The organism is Sulfuritalea hydrogenivorans sk43H (genome assembly GCF_000828635.1).
Taxonomy (GTDB): domain Bacteria; phylum Pseudomonadota; class Gammaproteobacteria; order Burkholderiales; family Rhodocyclaceae; genus Sulfuritalea; species Sulfuritalea hydrogenivorans.
Map to the genome: position 1 here is coordinate 27,375 of NZ_AP012547.1, position 22,900 is coordinate 50,274.

The window sequence follows — 22,900 nt, forward strand, 5'->3', positions numbered from 1 at the left end:
TTGAAAATCCTTGTCGCATGGTAACGTAGGTGTTACCATAAGCCGTGAAGATCAAGCTCGAAGAATACATCCGGGAAGACGGCGCCAGTCCGTACAAGGCATGGTTTGACGGACTGGATGCACAGGCTGCTGCCAAGGTAACCGTGGCCAAGACGCGGCTCGAGCTTGGTAATACATCGAACGTGAATTGGTTCCGGGGAATCGGTGAGTACAAAATCGATTGGGGATCTGGCTATCGCATCTACCTCGCCAAAGACGGGGAGGCGCTGATTATCCTGTTCGGCGGCAGCACCAAGAAAGCGCAGCAAAAAGCCATCGATCAGGCCGTGGCACTGCACGATGAATACAAGGCGAGGAAGAAAATTCTCGCCATCGCCAGGAAAGGAAAGAAGTCATGACGCTGACCCGCGATTTCAAACAGACTGTCGTTGAGCGCGTTGAGCGCGATCCGGACTTCGCCAAGGCGCTTCTCGATGAAGCTGCCACGCTTTTTCTGAGTGGCGAACCTGATGCCGCTCGCCTCATTCTCCGCGACCTCGTGAATGCGACGGTTGGATTCGAAAATCTTGCCGAACTGACGCACAAACCCAGCAAGAGCCTGCATCGCATGCTGTCGCGAAAGGGCAACCCGAGCATGGACAACCTGGCCGCTATCTTTGGCGCAGTCCGGAACTGGCTCAATGTGACGTTCGATGTGCGAGTTGTCGAAACGGCCTCTTGATTCCAGCCAACTGACAAGCTACCAGAGCGTCTCCCGCTCCGCACTCGCCGATATCTTGTGGATGGTCAGATCGGTGCCGTTGAATTCGTCTTCCGCATCGAGGCGGATGCCAACGAAGGCTTTCAGCGCGCCATAGACCAGCAGGCCGCCGCCGAAGGCGATGGCGATGCCGAGCGCGGTGCCGGCGAGCTGGCTCATGAAGGCGACGCCGCCCAGCCCGCCCAGACTTTTTGCGCCGAAGATGCCGGCGGCGATGCCGCCCCAGGCGCCGCAGAGGCCGTGCAGCGGCCAGACGCCGAGCACGTCGTCGATCTTCCAGCGGTTCTGCGTCAGCGTGAACATATAGACGAAGAGGCCGCCGGCAACGCCGCCGGTGATCAGCGCGCCCAGCGGATGCATCAGGTCCGAGCCGGCGCAGACGGCGACGAGGCCGGCCAGCGGGCCGTTATGCACGAAGCCGGGGTCGTTCTTGCCGACCACCAGCGCCACCAGCGTGCCGCCGACCATGGCCATCAGCGAGTTCATGGCGACGAGGCCGGAGACCTTGTCCAGCGTCTGCGCGCTCATGACGTTGAAGCCGAACCAGCCGACGATCAGGATCCAGGCGCCGAGCGCGAGGAAGGGGATGGAGGACGGCGGATGCGCCGAGACGCCGCCGTCCTTGTGGTAGCGGCCGCGCCGCGCGCCGAGCAGGATTACGGCGGCCAGCCCGATCCAGCCGCCGACGGCGTGCACCACCACCGAGCCGGCGAAGTCGTGGAACTCTTCGCCGAAGCCGGCCTTGAACCAGGCCTGGATGCCGAAGGCCTGATTCCAGGCGATGCCCTCGAAGAAGGGATAGACGAAGCCGACCAGCAGGAAGGTGGCGGCCAGTTGCGGGCCGAAGCGCGCGCGCTCGGCGATGCCGCCGGAGACGATGGCCGGGATCGCGGCGGCGAAGGTCAGCAGGAAGAAGAACTTGACCATGTCGTAGCCGCTCTTCTGCACCAGGGTTTCGGCGCCCGCGAGGAAATTCACGCCGTAGGCGATGCCGTAGCCGATGAAGAAGTAGGCCAGGGTCGATACCGCGAAGTCGCAGAGGATCTTGACCAGCGCATTGATCTGGTTCTTCTTGCGCACCGTGCCCAGTTCCAGAAAGGCAAAGCCGGCATGCATGGCCAGGATCATGATGGCGCCGAGCAGAATGAACAGTACGTCGGCGGATGTCTTGAAATTCTCCATTGTGGTGCTCCCAAAGGCCAAAGGCACGAATGGAAAGCATGAAAGCAATGACCATTCCTGCCAATAAATCAGTGATAAATCAAGAGGATCGTCCCGCGGAACACAGCATAGCGCACCTTTGTGGTGCGATCAGCGCAAGCTTTGCACCGCGATGGTGAGAGTCGGCGCTTGCCGGCCCGCGAAGCGGCATTCCCGGCAGACAGAGTCCGCTACGGCGCTTGAAGCGCGCGGGCGGCTATTTTGGTGCGCTGTTCGCCCCGGTGGGCGGCTCGTAGCCGCGCGGCATCAGCACCCACATGCGCCCCTGCTGGCGCATTTTCCCGGCCTGGTTGCCGGCGTCACTGCCGCTGCCCCAGTAGAAATCGGCGCGGACCACGCCGCGAATGGCACCGCCGGTATCTTGTCCCAGCATTAATCGAGTGAGTGCTTGCTCGCTGTTCGGTCTTGTCGTTGCGAGCCATATCGGCGCACCGAGCGGTACATGCCGAGGATCGATCGCCAGCGAGCGTTCCGGCGTCAGGGCGAGGCCCATGGCGCCTTGCGGCCCGCTGCCTTCGACCGGCAGCTCGCGGAAGAACACCAGGCTCGGGTTGGCGTTGAGCAGTTCCGCCAGTCGGGCGGGGTTGGCTTTCGCCCAGGCCTTGATGCCCTGCATCGAGGCTTGCTCGGCCTTGAGTTCGCCGCGCTCGATCAGCCAGCGGCCGATCGAGCGATACGGGTGTCCGTTCTGGTCGGCGTAATTCAGGCGCACGCGGCTGCCATCGGCGAGCTGCACCTGGCCCGAGCCCTGGATCTGCATGAAGAACAGATCGATGGCATCGTCTATCCACAGCAAGGCCTCCGGTGAGCGCTTGCTCTCCTGCGGAGTCCATTCGGCACGGGAGTAGTAGGGAACCAGCTTGCGCCCTTCGACTCGTCCGCGCAGGCGCAGGTGCTTGAGCTCGGGGTAAAGCTCGGCCAGTTCGACGACGATCATGTCCTCGGGCGGGCCGAACACCGGGTGGGCATAGCCGCGACTTTGCTGGCGGCTGCCCTTGAGGATCGGCTCGTAATAGCCGGTGATGAGGCCCGTGCGCGAGCCGTCGGGATTGACCAGCGCCCAGGGGCGGAATTGCGCCTCGAACCATGCGCGCAGGGCGGTTGCGGATTTGTCCTCGACGCTGCGCGCGGAAGTGCAGACCGGCTGCCACTGCGCTTGCCGCTCGAGGCTGCGACAACTGGCGAGCAAGGCACCGAACACGATGCCCGGATCATCGTCGTTCCAGCCCGGCAGCTCGTTCCAGTCGGCTTCCTGCAACGGCCTTTCGGCAGGCTTGGGCGGCACCACGGGTGGGCACAGCGGACACACCGGACAGGCGGCGGATGCGGGGCAGGATGCAGCAGTCGGCGCTGGCGGGACGGCGAGCGGGGCACAGCCGGCCATGGTCAACAGCGCCAGCAGGACAATCAGGGCGGGGAAGTATCGAAACATGAATCTGCTAAAGTGCCATGCTTTCAAGAGCCCGCAAGCTTAACCGATGTCCGACCTGACCCGCGCCCTGGCGCCATTGATGAATCGCCTCGATGCGCTGTTCGATCGCATCGAAGCTGTCCTGCCGCCCCCCTTGCCGGCGCCCGACTGGTCGGCCCCGGCTTTCCGCTGGCGCACCCGTGCGGGACGCGGCTGGCTCGAGGCGGTGAAACAACCGCACCGCATCCGCTTCGAGGACTTGCAGGGCGTCGACGACCAGAAGCAGCGCATCGCGCAGAACACCAAACAGTTCGTGAACAAGCGCAGCGCCAACAACGTGTTGCTGACCGGCGCGCGCGGCACCGGCAAGAGTTCGCTGGTCAAGGCCGTGCTGAACCAGTTCGCCGCCAAGGGACTGCGCCTGATCGAAGTCGACAAGGATGATCTGGTACACCTGCCGGAAATCGTCGACCTGATCGCCGGCCGCCGCGAACGCTTCATCATCTTCTGCGACGACCTCTCCTTCGAATCGGGCGAGCCCGGCTACAAGGCGATGAAGAGCATCCTCGACGGTTCCATCACCGGCATGCCCGACAACCTGCTGGTGTACGCGACCTCCAACCGTCGTCACCTGATGCCGGAAAAGATGTCGGAGAACCTCGAAACCAAATACAACGCCGATGGCGACATCCATCCCGGCGAGACTACCGAGGAGAAGGTGTCGCTGTCGGAGCGCTTCGGCCTCTGGCTGTCCTTCTATCCCTTCGGCCAGGATCACTACCTCGAGATCTGTGCCCACTGGCTGGGCGAGTTCGGCATGTCGGAAGCGCAGATCGCCGCGGCGCGTGGCGAGGCCCTGCAATGGACGCTGATGCGCGGTTCGCGCAGCGGCCGCGTCGCCTGGCAGTTCGCCCGCGACTATGCCGGGCGCCATTCCAAATCGAAGAAGTGAAGCTGACCGAAGTCGCTGCCGCCGTCATCGAACAACGCGGCGCGGATGGCATCACCGAGTTTTTGTTGGGGCAGCGTGCGCCGGGAACTTTCTACCCCGGCTTCTGGGAATTCCCCGGCGGCAAGGTCGAGGCCGGCGAAACGCCGCATGACGCGCTGGTGCGCGAGCTGCGCGAGGAACTGGGCATCGAGGTCGTGCGCGCCGATCCCTGGCTGCGCCGCCAGCATGTCTATGAGCACGCCCATGTCCGGCTCAATTTCTTTCGCGTGCGCGAATGGCATGGCGAGCTGCACGACCACGTGCATAGCGCGCTGGCCTGGCAGCGCGCCGACGGCCTCACGGTTTCGCCGATGCTGCCGGCCAATGCGCCGGTACTGGCCGCGCTGGCCCTGCCGGATTTCTACGCCATCACCCATGCCGGCGAGATCGGCATCGACGCGCAGTTGCTGGCGCTGGCGCACGCGCTGGAAGGCGGCCTGAAGCTGGTGCAGCTGCGCGAGCCCAAGCTCGATGCGCCGCGCCGCGCCGCCTTCGTCCATGCGGCGGTGGACCTTTGCCACCAATACGGTGCGCGCGTTCTGGTCAATGGCGATCTTGCCTTGGCCGAAGCCGCCGGAGCGGATGGCGTGCACCTGCCCGCCGTGCAGCTGGCGGCGCAAACCCTGCGGCCGGACTTGCCGCTGGTCGCGGCCTCCTGCCATTCGACGGCGGAACTGGAACGGGCAGCCGAATTGGGTTGCGACTTCGCGGTATTCGGCCCGGTACGGGCGACCGCGACCCATCCGGGCATTGCGGGAATCGGCTGGGACAATTTCGCTGCTGCGCTCGCCGTGCCGCCACTGCCGACTTTCGCCCTCGGCGGGCTGTCGCGGGCGGATTGCGATGCTGCGCAACGCGCCGGCGCCCACGGCATCGCGGCGATTCGCGCCGCGTGGGAAGGCTGAACCTTACTCCGATTGATCTTCCGGCTTCGGCTCTTCCGTCGCCTCGATGCGATAGCTGTCGGTCGCCCAGGCAACGAAATCAATGCCCTTGCAGCGCGCCGAGCAAAAAGGCCGGTAGCGATTTTCGGCAACCCATTCGACATCCGCCCCGCATTTCGGGCAGGCGACGACGCGGTGCGCAGCGGGACTTACAGATTGCACAGCGTGAGTTCGAAGTCGACCGTCGAGTCAATCTGTCGCGGACGCTGATCCATGTCCGGCCGCAGGAAGCGGATGTTGATGGCGAACTTGCCGGCCGAAATTTCCGGCAGGCAGGGCTCGCCCTGGCTGGTCTTGAGGCGGATCAGTTGCGCGCTGCGGCCGCTGAGCATGAGCTGAAAGGCGCCGCGCTGGGCGGTCTTCTGCTCGGTGCGGCCCGAGGCCCGCAGCAGGCGCAAGACGATCGCGAGGCCGTCGCGGATCGGCAGCATCGGCGCAATCCAGCCGCGAATGTCCTGCTGGCGCAGCGCCGGATCGCGGTGCCGCCAGTAGTGGTAGCCCGGCAGATCGAACTCGCAGACGCCGCCGGGAATCGCGGCGCGGTTCTTGATGGTCATCAGCCATTCGTTTTCGCGCAGATAGTGGCCGATCTTGCCGTGCATGGCGAGCAGCAGCGAACTGGCCTGCTCGATTTCGTAGAGCGCGCCGGAGAGGGCGTCTTCGGAAATCTCGGGGTTGTTGCGGAAGGACAGCAGGATCTGGCGCTGGCGTTCGAGCTCCTGCACCAGATCGAATTTCAGTTCGGCGCGGCCGGCGACTTCGAGGATCTCGAACAGCGTGACCAGCGCGACGTGGTGCTCCAACGGGCCTTCGGCGCTGGCGAAATGAGTGATCTTGTCGAACAGATCTTCGAGTCGCAATAGTGTCCGAACGCGCTCGCTGAGAGGATATTCGTAGGTAATCACACGCCAGCCGGATGGAGAAAATTCGCCAGATTGTGACCCAATTCGGTGCAAACCTCAACTGACATAATGCGAAAGTTCTAGGTAACGGCCATGCAGTCGCTCTATCTGCGGCGGCAAGGCGGCGAGCGCACCGTCGTTGTCGATGACATCGTCGGCCGCGGCCAGGCGTTCGGCCCGCGTTGCCTGCGCCGCAAGGATGCGTTCGATTTCGCTCCTGGCCAGGCCGTTGCGGCTCATGACGCGCTCGATCTGCGTGTTTTCCGCGCAATCGACCACGGCAATCCGGTTCACCCGCTTGCGGTAATCGCCGGACTCGACCAGCAGCGGCACCATCAGGATGGCATAGGCCGATTCGGCCGGGCGCTGCAGCAGCTGGCGTTCGCTTTCGGCGCGAATCAGCGGATGCAGGATGGCTTCCAGGCGCTTGCGCGCCGCCGGGTCGGCAAAGACCATGGCGCGCATCGCCGCCCTGTCCAGCGCGCCGTCGGCGTTTGCCACCGTGTCGCCGAATTCGGCGCGAAGCGCGGGCATTGCCGCGCCCCCCGGCGCCGTCAGGGCGTGGGCGATGGCGTCGGTGTCGACCACCGTGATGCCGCGTTGTGCGAACAGATCGGCGACGGCGCTCTTGCCGCTGCCGATGCCGCCGGTGAGTCCGACCACATAGGGCATCGCGCTTACGGCACGCACTCGCCGATGACAGCATCGGCGTAGGGCTCGATCAGTTTCGGCAACTGCTGCAACAGCGTCGATGCCGGGCCGTGCGTTTCGACCCGGGCTTTCACCGCGGCTTGTTCGCGGCGATCGATGCGCGCCGACTTGATGCCGCGTTTGGTCAGTCCCTGCAGGAAAGCAGTCGCCCCGGCTTCGTTGTCGAAGCGACCGAGGATGATCTCGTGGCGGCCACCCTCCAGTGCCACGGCAGTTTGTTCCTGCACTCCAAAGCGGGTCAGCTCGGCGGCCTTTTTGTCGGCCGTCGCCTTGTTGGCAAGATCGGTGATGACGACCAGATGGAGCGCCGGTTCCGCCAGCGGCGAAACGGCCGCTTCGCTGCCGGCGGCTTCGAGGGCGGTTTTCAGCGTTTCGGCATCGGCCGTGGTCAGGCCGTTGACCACGCGGCAGGCCGCGGCTTCCTTCTTTGCCGCGGGTCCCGGTGCCTGCCCCTCGTGCACGATGCGCAGCTTCTCGGGATGCAATTGCTGCGCGAGTCGCTGCGGTTCGTGGCCTTCGTCGGATGCGCCAAAGTAGCCCTGCGCCCAGGCGAAGAAAAGCAGGTTGGCAAAGACCAGCAGAAAGAAGAACAGCCGGATGGCCACGCCTCCTCAGCCGACTTTCGGCAGTCTTGCCAGCGAAGCCTGGATGGCTTCGGCCGGGTACTCGAAGTCCTGCAGCTTGCCGCCGAAGTAGCTTTCGTAGGCGGTCATGTCGAAGTGGCCGTGACCGGAGAGGTTGAAGAACAGCGTCTTCGGCTCGCCGCTGGCCTTGCAGCGCAGGGCTTCGTCGATGCAGGCGCGGATGCCGTGGGCGGATTCGGGCGCCGGGATGATGCCCTCGGCGCGGGCGAACATCACGCCGGCTTCGAAGGTGGCGGTCTGCGGCACGGCGACGGCCTCGATCAACTTTTCGTTGTACAACTGCGAGACCAGCGGCGAATCGCCGTGATAGCGCAGGCCGCCGGCATGGATGCCCGGCGGCATGAAGTCGTGGCCCAGCGTATACATCTTCATCAGCGGGGTGAAACCGGTGGCGTCGCCATAGTCGTAGGCATAGACGCCCTTGGTCAGCGTCGGGCAGGAGGCCGGCTCGACCGCGACGAAGCGGATCTTCTGCGCGCGCTTGTCGCCCGCCGCGGCATCGCCGAGGAAGGGGAAGCTGACGCCGGCGAAATTGCTGCCGCCGCCGCAAGGGGCGAAGATCATGTCCGGATACTCGCCGAATTTCTCGAACTGCTTCTTGGCTTCCTGGCCGACGATGGTCTGGTGCAGCAGCACATGGTTGAGCACCGAGCCCAGGGTGTACTTGCTGCCTGGCGTCGTCACCGTGGCTTCCACCGCTTCGGAAATGGCGATGCCGAGGCTGCCCTGGTTGTCCGGGTCGGCCGCCAGGATGTCGCGGCCGGTCTTGGTCTGGTTGGAGGGGCTGGCGACGACTTCACCGCCGAAGGTCTGCATCATCAGGCGGCGATAGGGTTTTTGGTCGTAGCTGACCTTGACCATGAAGATCTTCACCGGCAGGCCGAACATCTGGCCGGCGAAGGCCAGCGACGAGCCCCACTGGCCGGCGCCGGTTTCGGTCAGCAGCTGCTGGGTGCCGGCGATCTTGTTGAGGTAGGCCTGCGGCACCGCCGAGTTGGGCTTGTGCGAGCCGGACGGCGAGACGCCTTCGTATTTGTAGAAAATCTTGGCCGGCGTGCCCAGCATCTGCTCCAGCCGCACCGCGCGGCACAGCGGGCTCGGGCGCCACAGCGCGTAGATCTGGCGCACTTCGTCGGGAATCTTGATCCAGCGCTCGGCCGACATTTCCTGTTCCAGGATCGGGCCGGGGAAAATCGCCAGCATCTGCTCCGGGCCGACCGGCTTGCCATCGGGCCCGAGCGGCGGCGACGGCGGGTTCTTCAGGTCGGCGGCGATGTTGTACCAGTGGGTCGGGATTTCGCTTTGGTCGAGAACGATGCGGGTCTGGCTCATGGGTTTCTCCCTGAAGTTTTTGATATGGGTGCTTACGGTAATGCGGATTCGGTGTTGGTGACGGCGTCGGCATCATGCCCGGCAAGGCCGCCGCGAATGACGTCGCGGCGCTTGATCCTCAGCGGCTTCAATTCGCCGCGCAGGACGTCGTAGGCGGCTTCCGCGGCAGCGCGATTATCCTGACTATAGTTGCAGACGTAAAGATCGAGCGTGACCGCATCGAGCTCCGGCCAGGTGTGGATCGCCAGATGCGATTCAGCCAGCACCAGCGCGCCGGTGGCGCCGGCGGCGGGGAACTGGTGGAAGGCTTCGGTGACGACCACCAGTCCGCCTTTGGCGCAGGCGCGGCGGCACAGATCGGCCAGCGCCTGCGCATCGAGCAGCAGGCGCCGTTCGCCTTCGCAGGCGTGGAAATCGGCAAGGATATGGAGGCCGTTCATAGCGAGGACGCATAGGATACGCCGAGCCGGGCCAGCGTGCGCTCGGCGGCCAGCACGCCGCGAAAATTTGCCTCCTCGAACAGCGACAGGCCGGAGACATCGGCATGGGCGAACTGGATGCCTGCCCTGCCCTGCTCGAAGCTGCCGCGCGTGCCGTCCCACAAGCGGCCGGGTAGCGGGCGGATCATGGCATGGGCGTGGCGGTGGATGTCGATGCGCGTGGTCAACTCGCGGATCTCCGGGTGCGGCACCGAGAGGTCGGCCAGCACCTCGGCGGCCCATTCGTTCCTGTCCTGCAAGAGTCGGCGCCGGCGGGACGCCGATTCTTCATGCAGCGCCCGGTACCAGGTGATCACGGTCGGCCCCGGCGCGTAGCGCAGCTGCTGATGGGTGGCCACCACGTAGCCCAGCGCCGCGCTGTCGTGCAGCACGTTGTCCCAGGCCAGCGGATGGCCGGCGCGGGTTTGCGGCGCGGACGACAGCGTGAGGTTCGCCACGACCCACGGCGCGTAGTCGGCGCCCTTGATGGCGGCCAGCCATTCGGGGCGCGGCGCGGCGAACACATGCGGGATCAGGAACAGCGGCGCGGCCCAGATCAGTTCGCGACTGACGATGCGAATGCTGCGATTTTCGGCGGCGAGGTAGACATCGCAGACGGTTTCCTTCCTGCCCTGCTCGACGCGGAACACCAATGCGTTCGGCTGCGTCCGGCCCGCGCTCGCCCGCGCCAGCCCACGCGCCAGCCAGGCGTTGCCCTCCGGCGCCGTGAGCACCTGGCCTTCGCCATCGCGGCAGGCGAAGTAGTGCAGTCCGGCCCAGGCCGAGGTCTGCGCGGCACTCGTGCCGTAATCGTCGCGGCAGGCGTAGTCGGCCAGCCAGTGCAGGCCTGGCGCGGTGTAGCCCTCTGTCAGCAGCCAGTCGCGCAGGGTGACGCGGTCCAGCGCCAGCCGTTTCGGATCGCGGCTCGACAGCGCCAGCGGCAGGGAAAACGCGCGACGGCCGGCACCGTCGCGTTTCTGGCGCAACTCGGCAACGTGGTCCTGGAAGCGGACGTACTGCGCGCGCTCCGCTTGCGGCACGCCCAGCGTCGGCCACAAGCCATCCTGCCAATAGCCGTTGGTGTAGAGCCGTTCCTGCGGCGCATGGCACAGGTATTTTTCGTCGTAGGCCGGATGCGCGGCATCCGGGTCGCCTTGCAGCACGCCAAGTTCGGCCAGCAACTGGCGCGTGGCGCGTGCTTCTCTCGGCGGTAGGGGCAGGTAGTGCGCGCCGAGCGGATGGGCCGAGACCGCGTTCCTGCCGGCGCGCGAATTGCCGCCGGCTTCGTTCTCCATTTCCAGCAGCAGGAAATCGTCGCAACCGGAGCGGGACAGCTTCCACGCCGCCGACAGCCCGCCGATGCCGCCGCCGACGATGGCAACGGAAACCTTCCGCGTTTCGCTCGGTGGCGGGAAATCGGGCTTGCGCAGGCGATGGCCGAGCACGTCGTTGGCGCCCGAGAGCGTGCCCGGCGGCAGCGGTGGCGCGGCCTTCGAACCGCAGGCCGCCAATGTTGCCGCGGCCGACGCCGCTGCCAGAAACTCGCGTCGACGCATCAGTTCGCCTGCACCCGGCCCCACTCCCGCTCGAACACACGAACAAGGTTCTGGTTGTCGAGGCGATTCGGTTCCGCGGCTACCCGCGCCATGTCGACGGGGAAATGAAACAGCGCCGGCAGCGCGTCCGGGGTGATGAAACGCGTTGCCACCGGAATCGTCGCTGGCAACTTGTACTCACGCCGGCCGGCGAGGATGTAGCCCCACTCGCCGAAGCTCGGCACCAGTGCGTGGTAGGGCGCGGTCTGCCAGCCGGCGGCTTCGAGCGTGGCGACCACGGTCCAGAAACTCTCCCGCGCATACATCGGCGAGGTGGCCTGGACCACGATGCGCCCGGTTTCCGCCACATGCTGTTTCAATAGCCGGTAGAAGGCCGTCGAGTAGAGCTTGCCCAGGCTGTGGTTGGACGGATCGGGAAAATCCGCGACGACGAAATCGAACATCTCCTGCGTCTGCTCCAGCCATTGCAGGGCGTCGGCATTGATGATCGTCAGCTTCTTCGAGGCCAGCGCGTCGCCGTTGAGTTCGCGCAGCATGGGCGATTGCGAGAACAGTTCCGTCATGCGCGGATCGAGGTCGACCAGCGTGATGCTCTCCACCTGCGGGTACTTGAGGATCTCGCGCACCGCCATGCCGTCGCCGCCGCCCAGCACCAGCACTTTGCGCGCGCCGGGCAAGGCGGCCATGCCCGGGTGCACCAGCGCCTCGTGGTAGCGGTATTCGTCGCGCGAGGAAAATTGCAGGTTGTGGTTGAGATAAAGCCGCGACTCGTCGCGGAGCCGCGTGACGACGATGCGCTGGTAGGGGCTGGACTCGGCATGGACGATGTCCTCGTTGTAGAGGTTGGCCTCGGCCAGGCTGACGAATTGCCCGGCGAAACCGAAACCGACGGCAAGCAAGCCAATCACCGCGACGCATTGCACACGCAAGCTCACCATCGGCCCGATCTGGGCGCGGAACAGCCACAGCGCCCAGGCCGCGACCAGCGCGTTGAGCAGGCCGAACAGCAGTGCACTGCGCACCAGCCCCAGGTGCGGCGCCAGCAGCAGCGGGAACAGCACCGACACCGCCAGCGCGCCGATGTAGTCGAAAGTCAGCACCTGCGCGACCAGATCCTTGAACGCCACCTCGCGCTTCAGGATGCGCATGATCAGCGGGATTTCGAGGCCGACCAGGATGCCGATCAAGAGCACCAGTCCGTAGAGCGTGAAGCGGAACGGCCCCGCGTGCAGCGTGAACAAGAGGAACAGCAGCCCCGCCGAAAGGCCGCCGAGCAGGCCCACCAGCAACTCGATCTGGATGAAGCGCACCAGAAGGTTGCCGCCGACGTGCTTCGACAGCCACGAGCCGATGCCCATGGCGAACAGATAGACGCCGATCACGGTGGAAAACTGCATCACCGAATCGCCCAGCAGGTAGCTCGCCAGCGCGCCGGCGATCAGCTCGTAGGCCAGCCCGCAGGAGGCGACGATGAAAACGGAAACCAGCAGGGGACGTTGCATGCGCGCTTGGATCGCGGTGATGGAGTGATGCGAATGTAACGCGGTTTGGCCCGCCGCGTCGAACCGAAATGACTACTGCCGCGCGCCCGACCAGTTGCCACCCTGGTCCGGCATGTCCTTGACCTTCCAGGTTCCGGAAAACGCCGCCAGATCGCCCTTGAACTCGACATCGAGCGTGCCCGAACCGTACGGGTCTTTCCACTTGAAGCTGCCCTTGCCCGGCCCGAGCGCACGGAAGTCTTCCAGCGTGCCGTCGGTCTTGCCGCCGGGCTCGACGATCGTGTAGGTGCCGAACAGCTTGCCGTTCATGAAGTCGAAGCGCGTCACCACCGCGTCGGGTTGGCGCACGTTGTTGCCGATGACGCCCTTGTAGAGGCGGCCGATCTTCCGGAACCACGGCGCTTCGAGCGCTGACATCGGCACATAGCCGACGCCCTTGTCCAGCGCGACGCGATAGCGCGACAGGCTGGCGATGCGCCCCGTCACGCGCACCCAGTCGCCCACCTTCAGCGCGGCCTGCCTGCCCTGCCCGTCCATTGCGCGGGAGACGGGCGCGGCGGACACGACCTGCATTTCTTCCTCCATGGCCTCGATCTCGACGGTTGCCGGCGACGGCGCGCCGGAGGGTGCTGCCGGCAGCGCTTGCCCCGGCTTGAAGTAGAAATCGCCGACCAGCGACGAGGTTTCCCACGGCAGCTGCTCGTCGTTGGTGGCGCGGGCGACGTTGAGGCGCACGCGCTTGAACACGTCCTCGATGCGCAGGCCCGGCTCCTCGATCACCTTGAGGATTTCCGAGGTATACAGGCCGTTGGCGCCGTCGCCGTCCGAGGCCACCTTGCCCGGCCCGGTGGCATAGGCGATCAGCGTGCCCTTGGGCGCGTCCATCGATGCCAGGCCGCCGCTGGAACCGCGAAAGCGCCGTTCGAAGGGGTTGTTGCGGCAGGCATCGAGGATCACGATGTTGAGCCCGGTCTTCGCCGCGTCCATCTGCTCCATCACCTGCTCCGCATCCACTGCCTCGTTGCGCACGGATGCTTCGGTGCGAATCTCGGCATCGATCGGGATCAGGAAGTTGCGCCCCTTCACTTGCATGCCGTGCCCGGCATAGAACAGCAGGCCGACGCTGCCGCTTGCGAGCGACTCGCCGAATTTTGTCGTCGCGCGGTTCATCTCCCTTTGAGTGAGGTTCTCGTAGGCATGCACCTCGAAGCCGAGCGCGCGCAGCTTGCCCGCCATGGCGCGCGCGTCATTGACCGGGTTCGCCAGCGGCGCCGTCTTGTAGGCCGAGTTGCCGATCACCAGCGCCACGCGCTTTTCACTGCTGCCGGTGGCGGTACCGGTCACGCCCAGGGTACGCTCGCCGGCGGCCCAGGCGAGCAGCGGCATCAGCAGCAGCACAAGGCAACTGTTTGCGATCCAGCGTCGGAACATTCGTTGCATCCCCATAGCCTCGGTGTTATCCGCAGATTTCGCAGATTGGCGCAGATTAATCTGTGCAATCTGCGAAATCTGCGGATTGACTGTTGTTTGCAGGTTCAGTTTCGTGCTCGTTCTATTTTCCCGACGTAACGATCCGCGCCGTCTGCTCGCGCCCGTAGTAGCGCTGCGCGGCGTAGCTGACGGTTTCGGCCAGATAGCGCGTCAGCTCCTCGTTCGTCACCTTGCCGTCGCCGTTGCCGTGGGGCTTTCGGTCCGCCGCGCCGGCCATGCCCAGCAGGTAATGCTTGGTGAACAAGCCATGCGACTTGTCCTGCTCCCACGACGCGATCTGGTTGCCCGTGCCGGCGCTGATCACGGTCAGGTTGGCCGGCACGATTTCGGTCATGGCCTTCTGATAAATCGGCGATGCGTTCTTCACCAGCATGCCGGACTGCGATGCGCCGGAGAAGCAGGCTTCAAGAATCACCGTCACCGACTTGGCTGGCAGCTTGCCCAGGTTGGCGTAGAGCGTCTTCAGCGAATAGCCGGAAAGATCGATCAAGGAGGCTGTCGCATCCACCGGCACCAGATAGCTCGACGCGCCATCGCCGCTCGGCGCGCCGTGGCCGGAATAGAAGATGAACACCTGGCTGCGCTTGGCCTTGACCCAGTTCCACAGCTTGCCCTTCGGATTGCTGTCGTTGCCGAAGGTGGCAATCAGATCGGCCAGCCGCGCATCCCTGATGAAAATGATGTTCTCTTCCTTGACCCCCAAGGCCTGAACTGCGTAGTGCTTCATCCCTTCCGCATCGGCATAGGCCGGAATTACGTCGGGAATGTCCTTGGCGGTGGCCTTGTAGTTGGCGTTGCCGATGATGACGGCGACGTCGTCGGGGGCGGGTTTGCCGCGCGGGAAACTGACGGCAACGGGCTTGGTCGGGAATATCTCGGCGGGCGGCGCAGACACAAGAGTCGGCGCTGGCGACACGGCGATCGGCTGACGTTGTTTCGTTGAATAGCTAATCAGCTCGTTGCGAACACGCGTGTCTTGAAACGCGGTATCCACGGCGCCTTTCAGTCCTTCGGAAAACAGGGCGATCAGGGTGGCCTCCGTTATTTGCATCAAGCCTTTTGCCGAGCCCTTGGGGACAAGGTAGTCCCGCTTCAGTACGTGGCGCTTTCGCCACGCCTCCTTCCCGGCGATTTCTGCCACGATGGAAAACGATATTGACGCAGCTCCGGGGTGGTCTCCAAATGCCCGTTCCACTTTGGCGCTGACGTTCTCGATCTCGATCCAGATGGAGAGATCGGAATCCCGGGCGTTGTCACTCCTTGAGGGGACCACGTTGACGTTCGAGACGTGTCCAAGAAGATGCCGGGGAAGCTCGGTTTGGAGCAGCTTCCCGAAATCGATGGTTTGCTCATACACCGATGCATTGAAGCCATCCGAATATGCTGAACCGGTCCATTGGTAGTTCGGCGCGTTTGGCGGAAGAAGTACCGAAGCATTGGCCTGGAGAATCTCCTGTCCCCACGCCAAGCCCAGGGTGAGCGATTGGAAAATGACAGCCGCTGCAAAAGCGGCGAAGAAGCGCATTGACGCAAGCCTTTTTGTAAAAGAGCGCATTCTCACCACAGCTTCGCCGCCCGCGAGCGGCGAATGTTCTTGTCCCGCGTCGCCAGCGGCAGCCGATGTGCGCGGGCCGTCGCAACGATGATCCGGTCGGCGGGGTCGCCGTGGAATCCTGCCGGCAGCCCGTCCAGCGCAAGGATCACCTCGACATCCAGCGGCAGGACGGTGACGGCCTCGGGGGCCGAGGCGGTACGCAGCCAGTGCGTCAGGGGCGAATCGATCTTGAGCCGTCCCTTGGCAACCAGCATCTGTGCTTCCCACAGGCTGATGGCGGAAATCCCCGGCGGTGTTCCCGCGGTAGCGAGCGCGTCGAGCGCGTCGCGTTCCTTCGCCGCCAGCTCGGGCTGGCCCAGCAACCACCACAGCCAGACGTGGGTGTCCAGCAGCAGGGGCGGCTTCATCTCGGGCGAGCCGACGCGGCTTCAAAGTCGTTCTCCGCGATGACCGATTCTTCCGGGGCCGCCAGCAGCGAACCCTGGCCGCGCAAACGCAGCCATGCCGCCTGTCCGCGCGGGCTGGCCGCCGTCGGCACCAGGCGGGCCACCACCTTGCCGTGCCGCAGCAGGTCGACGGACGCGCCCGCCGTTTCCACCTTGCGGATGACGTCGAGGCAATGCGCCTTGAACTCGGTGACACTGACGGCGTAAGTGGTCATTTCAGTACTCCAAATGGTCATGTGTGAAACAATAGCACATTCCCCGGCTACCGCCCCGCCCCGGTCGCCACCTGCGCCGTCTGCTCCCTGCCGTAATAGCGCTGCGCCATGTAGCTCATGGTGCCCTTGAGGTAGGCGGTGAGTTCGTCGGTGCCGACCTTGCCATCGCCGTTGCCATAGGGCTTCTTGTCTGCCGCGCCGGCCATGCCCAGCAGGTAGTGCTTGGTGAACAAGCCGTGCGATTTGTCCTGCTCCCATGAGGCGATCTGGTTGCCCGAACCGGCGCTGATCACCGTCAGGTTGGCCGGCACGACTTCGGTCATCGCCTTCTGGTAGATCGGGCTGGCGTTCTTCACCAGCATGCCGGATTGCGAGGCGCCCGAGAAGCAGGCTTCGAGCACCACGGTGACGCTCTTCGCCGGCAGCTTGCCGAGGTTGGCGTAGAGCGTCTTGAGGTTGTAACCGGAAAGGTTGATCAGCGCTGCCTGCGCATCAACCGGCACCAGATAACTGCTGGCCCCGTCCGCGCTGGGGGCGCCGTGGCCGGAATAGAAGACGAAGACATTGCTCGCCTGAGGCTTGACCCAGTTGAACAGCTTGCCCTTCGGATCATCGGCCGTGCCGAAGGTGGACACCAGGTCGATCAGTTTCGCATCCCTGATGAAGATGACGTTCTCCTCCTTGATCCCCAAGGCCTGCACAGCGTAGCGCTTCATGCCTTCCGCGTCGGCGTAGGCCGGCACCACATCGGGAATGTCCTTGGCGGTGGCCTTGTAGTTGGCGTTGCCGATGATGACGGCGATGTCGTCGGGGTTCGCTTTGCCACGCGGGAAACTGACGGCGACCGGCTTGGTCGGGAAAGCCTCGGCGGCAGGCGCAGCGGCAAAAGTCGGCGCTGGTGCTACGGCGATTGGAGCAGGCGCGGGCTTGCCAGGTTTGGCCGGGACGGCGGCTACCGCGACAGCGGGTTGCGACTGCACCGACATCGCCTGCACCGAGCCTTCATGTATCCAGCCGATGGCTTCGCCTTCCTTCGCCACTTGCAGCCAGCCGGTGGGCAGTTTGCCGATGATCTGGACGATGCTGCCCATGCCGAGCTTGCGCACCGCGCCGCCTTTCGCTGTCGGCTTCTTGCGTACGACGCCCTCGGATTCGGCGATGCGATAGGTGGCGAGCATGGGCTGCAGGCCGGCGAAAATGTCCGGGGTGGAGGTCGCCAGCTTCGATTCGATATCCGTCACGGCGCTGCGGAAGCCTGCATCGGCGGCCAACCCACCCAGCACCATGTCGAGCATGTTTTTGAGGTGCGAACTGGCGCCGGTTTCCACCGACCGGCGAAAAGCGTTGCAACCCATGTCGGTTTGAAATCCCAGTGACCGCGTGTCGCTCAAGGACTTGCTCCAGATCGCGCCATCGGAAGACACGATGGATGCCGTAAGTTCTATCGTGCTGTCGAACTTCATGCTCCAGGTACTGACGTTGTCCGGCTGGAAGCGCTTCAGTTCGATCTTGAGCAGCAGCCCGGAACCCAACGCATCTTCCTCGTCCGCAACGGTGCGGGCGACACCGACATTGCCGAACAGGCTGCTCATGGCTCGCGGGGCTTCGGATTCGATGACCCGCCCGAAGTCGATGGTCTGGCGGCAGTCTTCGGAATCGTAGGCCTTTCCTGCCCAGCGATAGTTCGGTTGCTCGGGCGAGGCGGCGACAGTGAGCTGTACCGATGAAATCGCCGCTGCGAAAGACGGCTCGACTGCCAGCATGCCCAGAATGAATGCGGCTTGAAGCATCCTGATCCAGCCAAAAGGTGTCAGGTTCATATTCATTTCTCCTGGTTCATTGCCGGCCAGCCGCAAACGTCCTATTTGTGGAACGCCCGCGCCGCGTTGGCCGAGCGCACCGGCTGGGCCTGGGCGTCGTCGGAGAACATCCTCCAGCCGAGGTACTGGCCGTAGTTGAACAGGGCAAAGGCGGCGAGGCTCAAGATCATCGCGATGCGTTGCATCAGTCGTCCCCTCCGGAATCGCTGTCGCTATCGCCGCCGCTGTCGGCGCTGGGTTGGGTGCCGTCGGACAGGTAGTCCGCGTCCTTCCAGCGCTCGGCCTCGAAGGCCTGCACGCGGTAGCGGCTGAACAGCGGGAACAGCGCGAGGAAAACCAGCAGGAAGAAGAAATTGCTCCAGGCCGCCTGGTCGCGCATGACCTTGACGCGGTCGGCGACGGCGACCGGTTTTTCGGCGGAGATTTCCGGGTCGATGACGAAATAATATTCGCCGGCCGGCAGGTCGCGGAACACCAGTTCGCGGGTCTTGTCGCCCTCGCTCCAGGATTCGCCGCCGTCCGAACCATGCCAGTAGGCGACGTCGCTTTGCGCCACCCAGGCGCGGCCGCTTTTCTTTTCGACCAGCGTCAGGCCGAGGCCGAGCCAGTTGTTGTCGAGGTCGGTGTCGTGGCGCAGCACGAGGTTGCGCGCGTCGCTGTCGAGCTTGAAGCTCTGGGTGGTGACGGGTTCGTCGTTCTGCGGCGTGAACACCAGGCGCTGGTCGAGCAGGGTGCGGCCGCCGAGGATGAACACCCACAGCGCCTGGGCGACCACGGCCAGCGCCAAAAATTTCCAGAAGCCGCGGCAAACCTTGCGGTGGTTCTCCTGGCGCGGATTGGGCTGGTTCATGCCGATGCCCTTCGGCTCCGGCAGCGGCGTCTTGAGCTTGAACGCGGCCGCCACTTCCTCGGGCGGCAGATACTCGCTCAGCGACCAGCTCATTTCGTTGTGACTCGATTCGCGGCTGATCATTTTCGGCGGCGCGATGAAGTCGATGATTTCCCAGGTTTCGCCGACGCTGACCTTCCAGGTGAATTCGCCGATGACATAGCGGGTTGCGGCGGAGCCCGCGGAGTAGCGCCGATACTTCACGGCGCCGCAAGTGGCTTCCGGCAGGCCGACCTGGTAGCGCGGCGGCTTGCTGATCGGGCTGACCCAGTTCCAGTGTCCTTCCGATTCGACCAGCCAGCGAAAGCCTTCTTCGGGATGGTGCAACAGATATTCCTGCCAGGGATAGTCGATGCCGTCGGCGGTGATGGCGCGCTGCTGGAAGCCGATCACGGTCCAGTCCTTGCCCGCGAAGCGGCCCGTGCTGCCGAGCGGAATCAGCGGTTCGATGCGCGTTGCGGCGGCGGCCTTCTGCAAAATCTTCAGGCTCTGGTTGTCGGGTTCGAGCACGCTGAGGCAGGAGGGGCAGGCCACGCTTTGCACGGCCTTGTCGTGCAGCGTGATGGCGCCGCCGCAACTCGGGCAGGCGAGCGCCTTGAGCTTGCCGGCCGGCTTGGCGGCCGTCGCTTCGCCGCGCAGGTTGGTGAACTTGAAGGCTTCGAAGGGTAGCGATTCGCCGACGAAGAACAGCGGTGGTGTTTCCGAATAATCGATGCTGGCGAAGGCCGCCTCGCTGTCGCCCGTGGTGCGCAGGTCGACCAGCTGCGCCGGGTAGCCTGCGCCGAAGGCGAAGGGCAGCTCGCCCTCGCCGGCGATGCACTGGGCTTCCTCGATGTCGGTGACGACAAAATCCTGCCCGGCGAGCTTCAGCTCGTCGTTGGGCATCAGCGTGGAAAATTCCGGCAGCTTTGCTTCCGGCGGCTTGAGGAAGGAAATCAGGTATTCGCCGTTGGCATCCGACAGCCAGCCGCCGCGCATGTCGTCGAACAGGATGTGCCACTCGTTCCAGATGCCCGCCGCGTAGCGCAACTGGATGCGGCCGATGACCGCGAAATGCACGCCCTTGTAGCGGCCCTCGGTGCCGATGCGGATCGGCGAGGCGTCCTCGATGAGGTCGGCCATGCGGCCGAGGTTTTCCAGGTTGCCGCCGTGGCGCACCAGCGTGCTGCGACAGAATTCGCAGACGCCGTGAAACGATGCCGACGACTTGAAGACGACCGGCGCGCCGCAGGTGGGGCAGTTGGCGCTGAAGGGCATGGCCCGATTCCTCCCAGGTCGGGCGTCAGCCGAGTTTCTTCAGCAGCTCCGCCTTTTTCGCATCGAACTCGGCTTGCGACAGGATGCCTTTGCCGACCAGGCCGTGCAGCTTTTCGATCGAGGCGACGATTTCGTCGGCCGAGACCGGGGCCGCCGCGGGAGTCGGCGCTGGCGCTGCGGCGGCCGGGCTTGCGGCTGGCGCAGCGGCCGGATTCAGCGCGCCCGACATCGCGCCGGCGATCTGCTGGCCCATGCCGAAGCCCACACCCATGCCGGCACCGAGCCCGGCGAGGCCGCCCTCGTTCTGCGCGGCGAGCGGTATGGCTTCCGCCGTCTGGAACTGCGTGTAGGCCTGCATGCCGCCCATCATGTTCACGCCGATGCGCTTGTCGAGCATGGCCTGCAGCTCTTCGGGCAGCGAGATGTTCTGTACGTTGAGGCTGTCGAGGCTCAAGCCGTACTGCCCGAACATCGGATCGAGCTTGGCTTTCAGCGCCTTGCCGAATTCTTCCTGGTTGCCGGCCATGTCGATGAAGGGCACGCCGGATTCGCCGAAGATGTCCGAGATGTGGCCGACGATGGTGTTGCGCAGCTGGCCTTCGAGGTCCTCCGAACCATAGCGTTCCATGGTGCCGGACAGCGTGGTGTGGAAGGCCTTCGGATCGGTCAGGTGGAAGGCGTAGATGCCAAAGGCGCGCAGCCGCACCATGCCGAAATCCTTGTCGCGAATCGTCACCGGATTGGGCGTGCCCCACTTGCGGTCGATCTTCTGGCGTGTGCTGAAGAAGTACACGTCGGACTTGAAGGGCGACTCGAACAGCTTGTCCCAGTTCTTGAGATACGTCAGCACCGGCAAGGTCTGCGTGGTGAGCTTGTACATGCCGGGACCGAACACGTCGGCCACCTTGCCTTCATTGACGAACACCGCCATCTGCGATTCGCGCACCGTCAGGCTGGCGCCGTGCTGGATTTCGAACTCGGCCATGGGGAAGCGCCAGGCCATGGTGTCGCCATCGTCCTCGGTCCACTGGATGATGTCGATAAACTGTTTCTTGATGAAATCCATGAGTGCCATGAGAGTCTCCCTTGTGAGTTTTTAATACGTCATGCAGGCGGCGTTTAGCAGGCCGACTGTGATGGAAAGCGCGGCGACGAAGGTCGCGGGCGCCGCGCGGCCGGCGGCGATGTCTTCCTGCAGGTTCGGCAGCGCCACGCGCGCCAGCATCCACGCCAGCAGTTGCACCGTGCCGGCGACCACGCCCCAGAACGCCAGGTCGAGCAGCGTGTCGCTGTGGGCGATGACGTTGGCGATCGGCATGGCGAAGCCGAGCAAGGCACCCGAGAGCGAAATCGCCGCCGCCGTGTTGTTGTTGCGGATCAGCGCGACTTCGTCGTAGGGCGTGACGTACAGGTAGATGGTCACGAATACCGCGAACAGCGCGAGGGCGGTGCCGAGGTAGGCGAGAAAGTTCGGCAGCGTGGCGAGAAAGTGGGCGGGCATGGAACACTCCTCCGGTCGATGGCGCATTGTCTGCCATGAGCGCGGTGCGATCAAGTGGCTTGTTTCATTGGTAAGCTGCGTTCGAAAAACGGGGAGAATTTCATGATCGATTTGCGCCAATACGGTTTCGAGGAACAGCACCAGCACATCTACGACATGGCCTGGCGCTATGCGCAGGAGCGGCATCACCCGCTGTTGCGGCGCATGGACGATGATGACTGGTTCCCGGCGGACGAGTATCGCCGGATGGGCGAGGTCGGCCTGCTCGGCACCACGGTGCCAGAGTCATTGGGCGGGCCGGGCCTCGATCTGGTCTCGCAGTTCTTCATTGGCGAAGCGCTGTCCTACTGGAACAACATGCTCGGCGCGAGCTGGGGCGCCAGCGAGAATCTCTGCGTGAACAATCTGGTCCGGAATGCCAGCGCCGAGCAGCAGGCGCGTTTCCTGCCGCGCATGCTCTCGGGCATCGGCGCCTTGGGCCTGACCGAACCGGGCGCCGGATCGGATGCGCTGGGCTCGATGAAAACCTCGGCACGCCGCGACGGCGACCATTACGTGCTGAACGGCCGCAAGATGTTCATCACCAACGGCCCGGTCGCCGACCTGTTGCTGGTCTATGCCAAAACCACGCCCGAGCGCGGCCAGCACGGCATCTCGGCCTTCGTCGTGGAAAAGGGCATGCCGGGCTTCTCGGTGGCACAAAGCCTGAAGAAAATGGGCTGGCGCGGCAGCCCCACCGGCGAACTGCTATTCGACGACTGCCGGGTGCCGGCCGCCAACCTGATCGGCGGCGAAGACAAGGGCGTCAAGGTGGTGATGAGCGGGCTCGACATCGAGCGCGTGTTCTTCAGCGGCCATGTCATCGGCATCGCGCAGCGCGCGCTCGACCTGTCGCTCGACTATGCCAAAACGCGCGTCCAGTTCGGCCAGCCCATCGCCGGCTTCCAGCTGGTGCAGGGCATGCTGGCCGACATGTATGCGGCGCTGGAATCGGTGCGCGCGTTTTCCTACCAGTTGCTGAAGGAAATCACCGCCGCCGGTGAAGCCGGTCGCGGCGAGATCCACAAGCGTTCCGCCGCCGCCGTGCTCCATGCCGGTTACATGTTGAAGACGGTGCTCGACCATGCCGTGCAGATCCACGGCGGCAACGGCTTCATGTGGGAGACGGAAGTGAACTGCCTCTATCGCGCCGGCAAGCTGATCGAGATCGGCGCCGGCACCACGCAGGTGCGGCAGCTGATCATCGCCGGGGAGTTGCTGAAAGGCTGAGTCG

Annotated in this window: 24 protein-coding genes; 5 read left to right on the plus strand and 19 right to left on the minus strand. The window is 64.6% G+C overall.

Going from position 1 to position 22,900, the window contains the following annotated elements:
• The first annotated feature begins 44 nt into the window (after positions 1 to 44).
• Positions 45 to 398, plus strand: a complete 354-nt coding sequence (locus SUTH_RS00105) for a type II toxin-antitoxin system RelE/ParE family toxin (protein WP_041096129.1) — start codon at positions 45 to 47, stop codon at positions 396 to 398.
• On the plus strand, positions 395 to 721 hold the full coding sequence (locus SUTH_RS00110; RefSeq protein ID WP_041096130.1) for a helix-turn-helix domain-containing transcriptional regulator: 327 nt from the start codon (positions 395 to 397) through the stop codon (positions 719 to 721). The genes SUTH_RS00105 and SUTH_RS00110 overlap by 4 nt, the downstream gene beginning before the upstream one ends.
• 18 nt (positions 722 to 739) lie before the next feature.
• Here the strand turns inward: SUTH_RS00110 and SUTH_RS00115 are convergent, their stop codons facing one another.
• Together SUTH_RS00115 and mltA are read right to left on the minus strand one after the other, a co-directional pair.
• Positions 740 to 1,942, minus strand: a complete 1,203-nt coding sequence (locus SUTH_RS00115; protein ID WP_041096132.1) for an ammonium transporter — start codon at positions 1,940 to 1,942, stop codon at positions 740 to 742.
• A gap of 235 nt (positions 1,943 to 2,177) precedes the next feature.
• Entirely contained in the window at positions 2,178 to 3,413 is a 1,236-nt protein-coding gene (gene mltA / locus SUTH_RS00120; protein WP_052472972.1) for a murein transglycosylase A, read from the minus strand.
• 46 nt (positions 3,414 to 3,459) lie between these two features.
• Between mltA and SUTH_RS00125 the strand changes: the two genes are divergently transcribed.
• Both SUTH_RS00125 and SUTH_RS00130 read left to right on the plus strand, forming a co-directional pair.
• The gene (locus tag SUTH_RS00125; protein ID WP_171817288.1) at positions 3,460 to 4,344 is read left to right on the plus strand and encodes an ATP-binding protein; all 885 of its coding nucleotides are present in this window, start codon (positions 3,460 to 3,462) and stop codon (positions 4,342 to 4,344) included.
• Complete coding sequence (locus SUTH_RS00130; protein ID WP_041096134.1) at positions 4,341 to 5,288, plus strand: Nudix family hydrolase; 948 nt, start codon at positions 4,341 to 4,343, stop codon at positions 5,286 to 5,288. The genes SUTH_RS00125 and SUTH_RS00130 overlap by 4 nt, the downstream gene beginning before the upstream one ends.
• 3 nt (positions 5,289 to 5,291) lie before the next feature.
• Here SUTH_RS00130 and SUTH_RS00135 read toward each other — a convergent pair whose 3' ends face one another.
• The 17 genes from SUTH_RS00135 to SUTH_RS00210 all read right to left on the minus strand — a co-directional run bounded on the left by SUTH_RS00135 (position 5,292) and on the right by SUTH_RS00210 (position 21,627).
• On the minus strand, positions 5,292 to 5,489 hold the full coding sequence (locus SUTH_RS00135) for a DNA gyrase inhibitor YacG (RefSeq protein ID WP_041096136.1): 198 nt from the start codon (positions 5,487 to 5,489) through the stop codon (positions 5,292 to 5,294).
• Positions 5,477 to 6,232 (minus strand): cell division protein ZapD, encoded by a 756-nt coding sequence (zapD, locus tag SUTH_RS00140; protein WP_041096138.1) that lies wholly within the window; start codon positions 6,230 to 6,232, stop codon positions 5,477 to 5,479. Before zapD ends, SUTH_RS00135 begins: the two co-directional genes overlap by 13 nt.
• A gap of 54 nt (positions 6,233 to 6,286) precedes the next feature.
• Positions 6,287 to 6,901, minus strand: coding sequence for a dephospho-CoA kinase (coaE, locus tag SUTH_RS00145; RefSeq protein WP_041096140.1), 615 nt, complete (start codon positions 6,899 to 6,901; stop codon positions 6,287 to 6,289).
• 5 nt (positions 6,902 to 6,906) lie between these two features.
• A complete protein-coding gene (locus SUTH_RS18105; RefSeq protein ID WP_052472973.1) occupies positions 6,907 to 7,545 on the minus strand; it encodes a hypothetical protein in 639 nt (212 codons plus the stop codon).
• A gap of 6 nt (positions 7,546 to 7,551) precedes the next feature.
• Positions 7,552 to 8,916: a TrpB-like pyridoxal phosphate-dependent enzyme gene (locus SUTH_RS00155; RefSeq protein WP_041096142.1), complete on the minus strand. Its 1,365-nt coding sequence runs from the start codon at positions 8,914 to 8,916 to the stop codon at positions 7,552 to 7,554.
• 32 nt (positions 8,917 to 8,948) lie between these two features.
• Positions 8,949 to 9,356, minus strand: a complete 408-nt coding sequence (gene speD / locus SUTH_RS00160; RefSeq protein ID WP_041096144.1) for an adenosylmethionine decarboxylase — start codon at positions 9,354 to 9,356, stop codon at positions 8,949 to 8,951.
• Positions 9,353 to 10,951, minus strand: coding sequence for an FAD-dependent oxidoreductase (locus SUTH_RS00165; protein ID WP_041101285.1), 1,599 nt, complete (start codon positions 10,949 to 10,951; stop codon positions 9,353 to 9,355). Before SUTH_RS00165 ends, speD begins: the two co-directional genes overlap by 4 nt.
• Positions 10,951 to 12,453: a polyamine aminopropyltransferase gene (locus SUTH_RS00170; protein WP_052472975.1), complete on the minus strand. Its 1,503-nt coding sequence runs from the start codon at positions 12,451 to 12,453 to the stop codon at positions 10,951 to 10,953. The genes SUTH_RS00165 and SUTH_RS00170 overlap by 1 nt, the downstream gene beginning before the upstream one ends.
• Before the next feature lie 72 nt (positions 12,454 to 12,525).
• Positions 12,526 to 13,893, minus strand: a complete 1,368-nt coding sequence (locus tag SUTH_RS18110; protein ID WP_171817289.1) for a caspase family protein — start codon at positions 13,891 to 13,893, stop codon at positions 12,526 to 12,528.
• Between the two features lie 112 nt (positions 13,894 to 14,005).
• On the minus strand, positions 14,006 to 15,469 hold the full coding sequence (locus tag SUTH_RS18115; protein WP_052472977.1) for a caspase family protein: 1,464 nt from the start codon (positions 15,467 to 15,469) through the stop codon (positions 14,006 to 14,008).
• A 32-nt stretch (positions 15,470 to 15,501) separates the two neighbouring features.
• On the minus strand, positions 15,502 to 15,906 hold the full coding sequence (locus tag SUTH_RS00185) for a type II toxin-antitoxin system VapC family toxin (protein ID WP_041096151.1): 405 nt from the start codon (positions 15,904 to 15,906) through the stop codon (positions 15,502 to 15,504).
• Complete coding sequence (locus SUTH_RS00190) at positions 15,903 to 16,160, minus strand: type II toxin-antitoxin system Phd/YefM family antitoxin (protein WP_041096153.1); 258 nt, start codon at positions 16,158 to 16,160, stop codon at positions 15,903 to 15,905. Before SUTH_RS00190 ends, SUTH_RS00185 begins: the two co-directional genes overlap by 4 nt.
• 47 nt (positions 16,161 to 16,207) lie before the next feature.
• On the minus strand, positions 16,208 to 17,980 hold the full coding sequence (locus SUTH_RS00195; protein WP_041096155.1) for a caspase family protein: 1,773 nt from the start codon (positions 17,978 to 17,980) through the stop codon (positions 16,208 to 16,210).
• Positions 17,981 to 18,021: 41 nt separating this feature from the next.
• On the minus strand, positions 18,022 to 18,165 hold the full coding sequence (locus SUTH_RS19500; RefSeq protein WP_171817290.1) for a hypothetical protein: 144 nt from the start codon (positions 18,163 to 18,165) through the stop codon (positions 18,022 to 18,024).
• Positions 18,165 to 20,126 (minus strand): DUF4178 domain-containing protein, encoded by a 1,962-nt coding sequence (locus SUTH_RS00200; protein ID WP_041096157.1) that lies wholly within the window; start codon positions 20,124 to 20,126, stop codon positions 18,165 to 18,167. The genes SUTH_RS19500 and SUTH_RS00200 overlap by 1 nt, the downstream gene beginning before the upstream one ends.
• Before the next feature lie 25 nt (positions 20,127 to 20,151).
• On the minus strand, positions 20,152 to 21,201 hold the full coding sequence (locus tag SUTH_RS00205) for an SPFH domain-containing protein (protein WP_041096159.1): 1,050 nt from the start codon (positions 21,199 to 21,201) through the stop codon (positions 20,152 to 20,154).
• A gap of 21 nt (positions 21,202 to 21,222) precedes the next feature.
• Positions 21,223 to 21,627 carry a DUF350 domain-containing protein gene (locus tag SUTH_RS00210; RefSeq protein WP_041096161.1) on the minus strand — a complete coding sequence of 135 codons (405 nt, stop codon included), beginning with the start codon at positions 21,625 to 21,627 and terminating at the stop codon, positions 21,223 to 21,225.
• 102 nt (positions 21,628 to 21,729) lie between these two features.
• Between SUTH_RS00210 and SUTH_RS00215 the strand changes: the two genes are divergently transcribed.
• A complete protein-coding gene (locus tag SUTH_RS00215; RefSeq protein ID WP_041096163.1) occupies positions 21,730 to 22,896 on the plus strand; it encodes an acyl-CoA dehydrogenase family protein in 1,167 nt (388 codons plus the stop codon).
• The last annotated feature ends 4 nt before the right edge of the window (positions 22,897 to 22,900 follow it).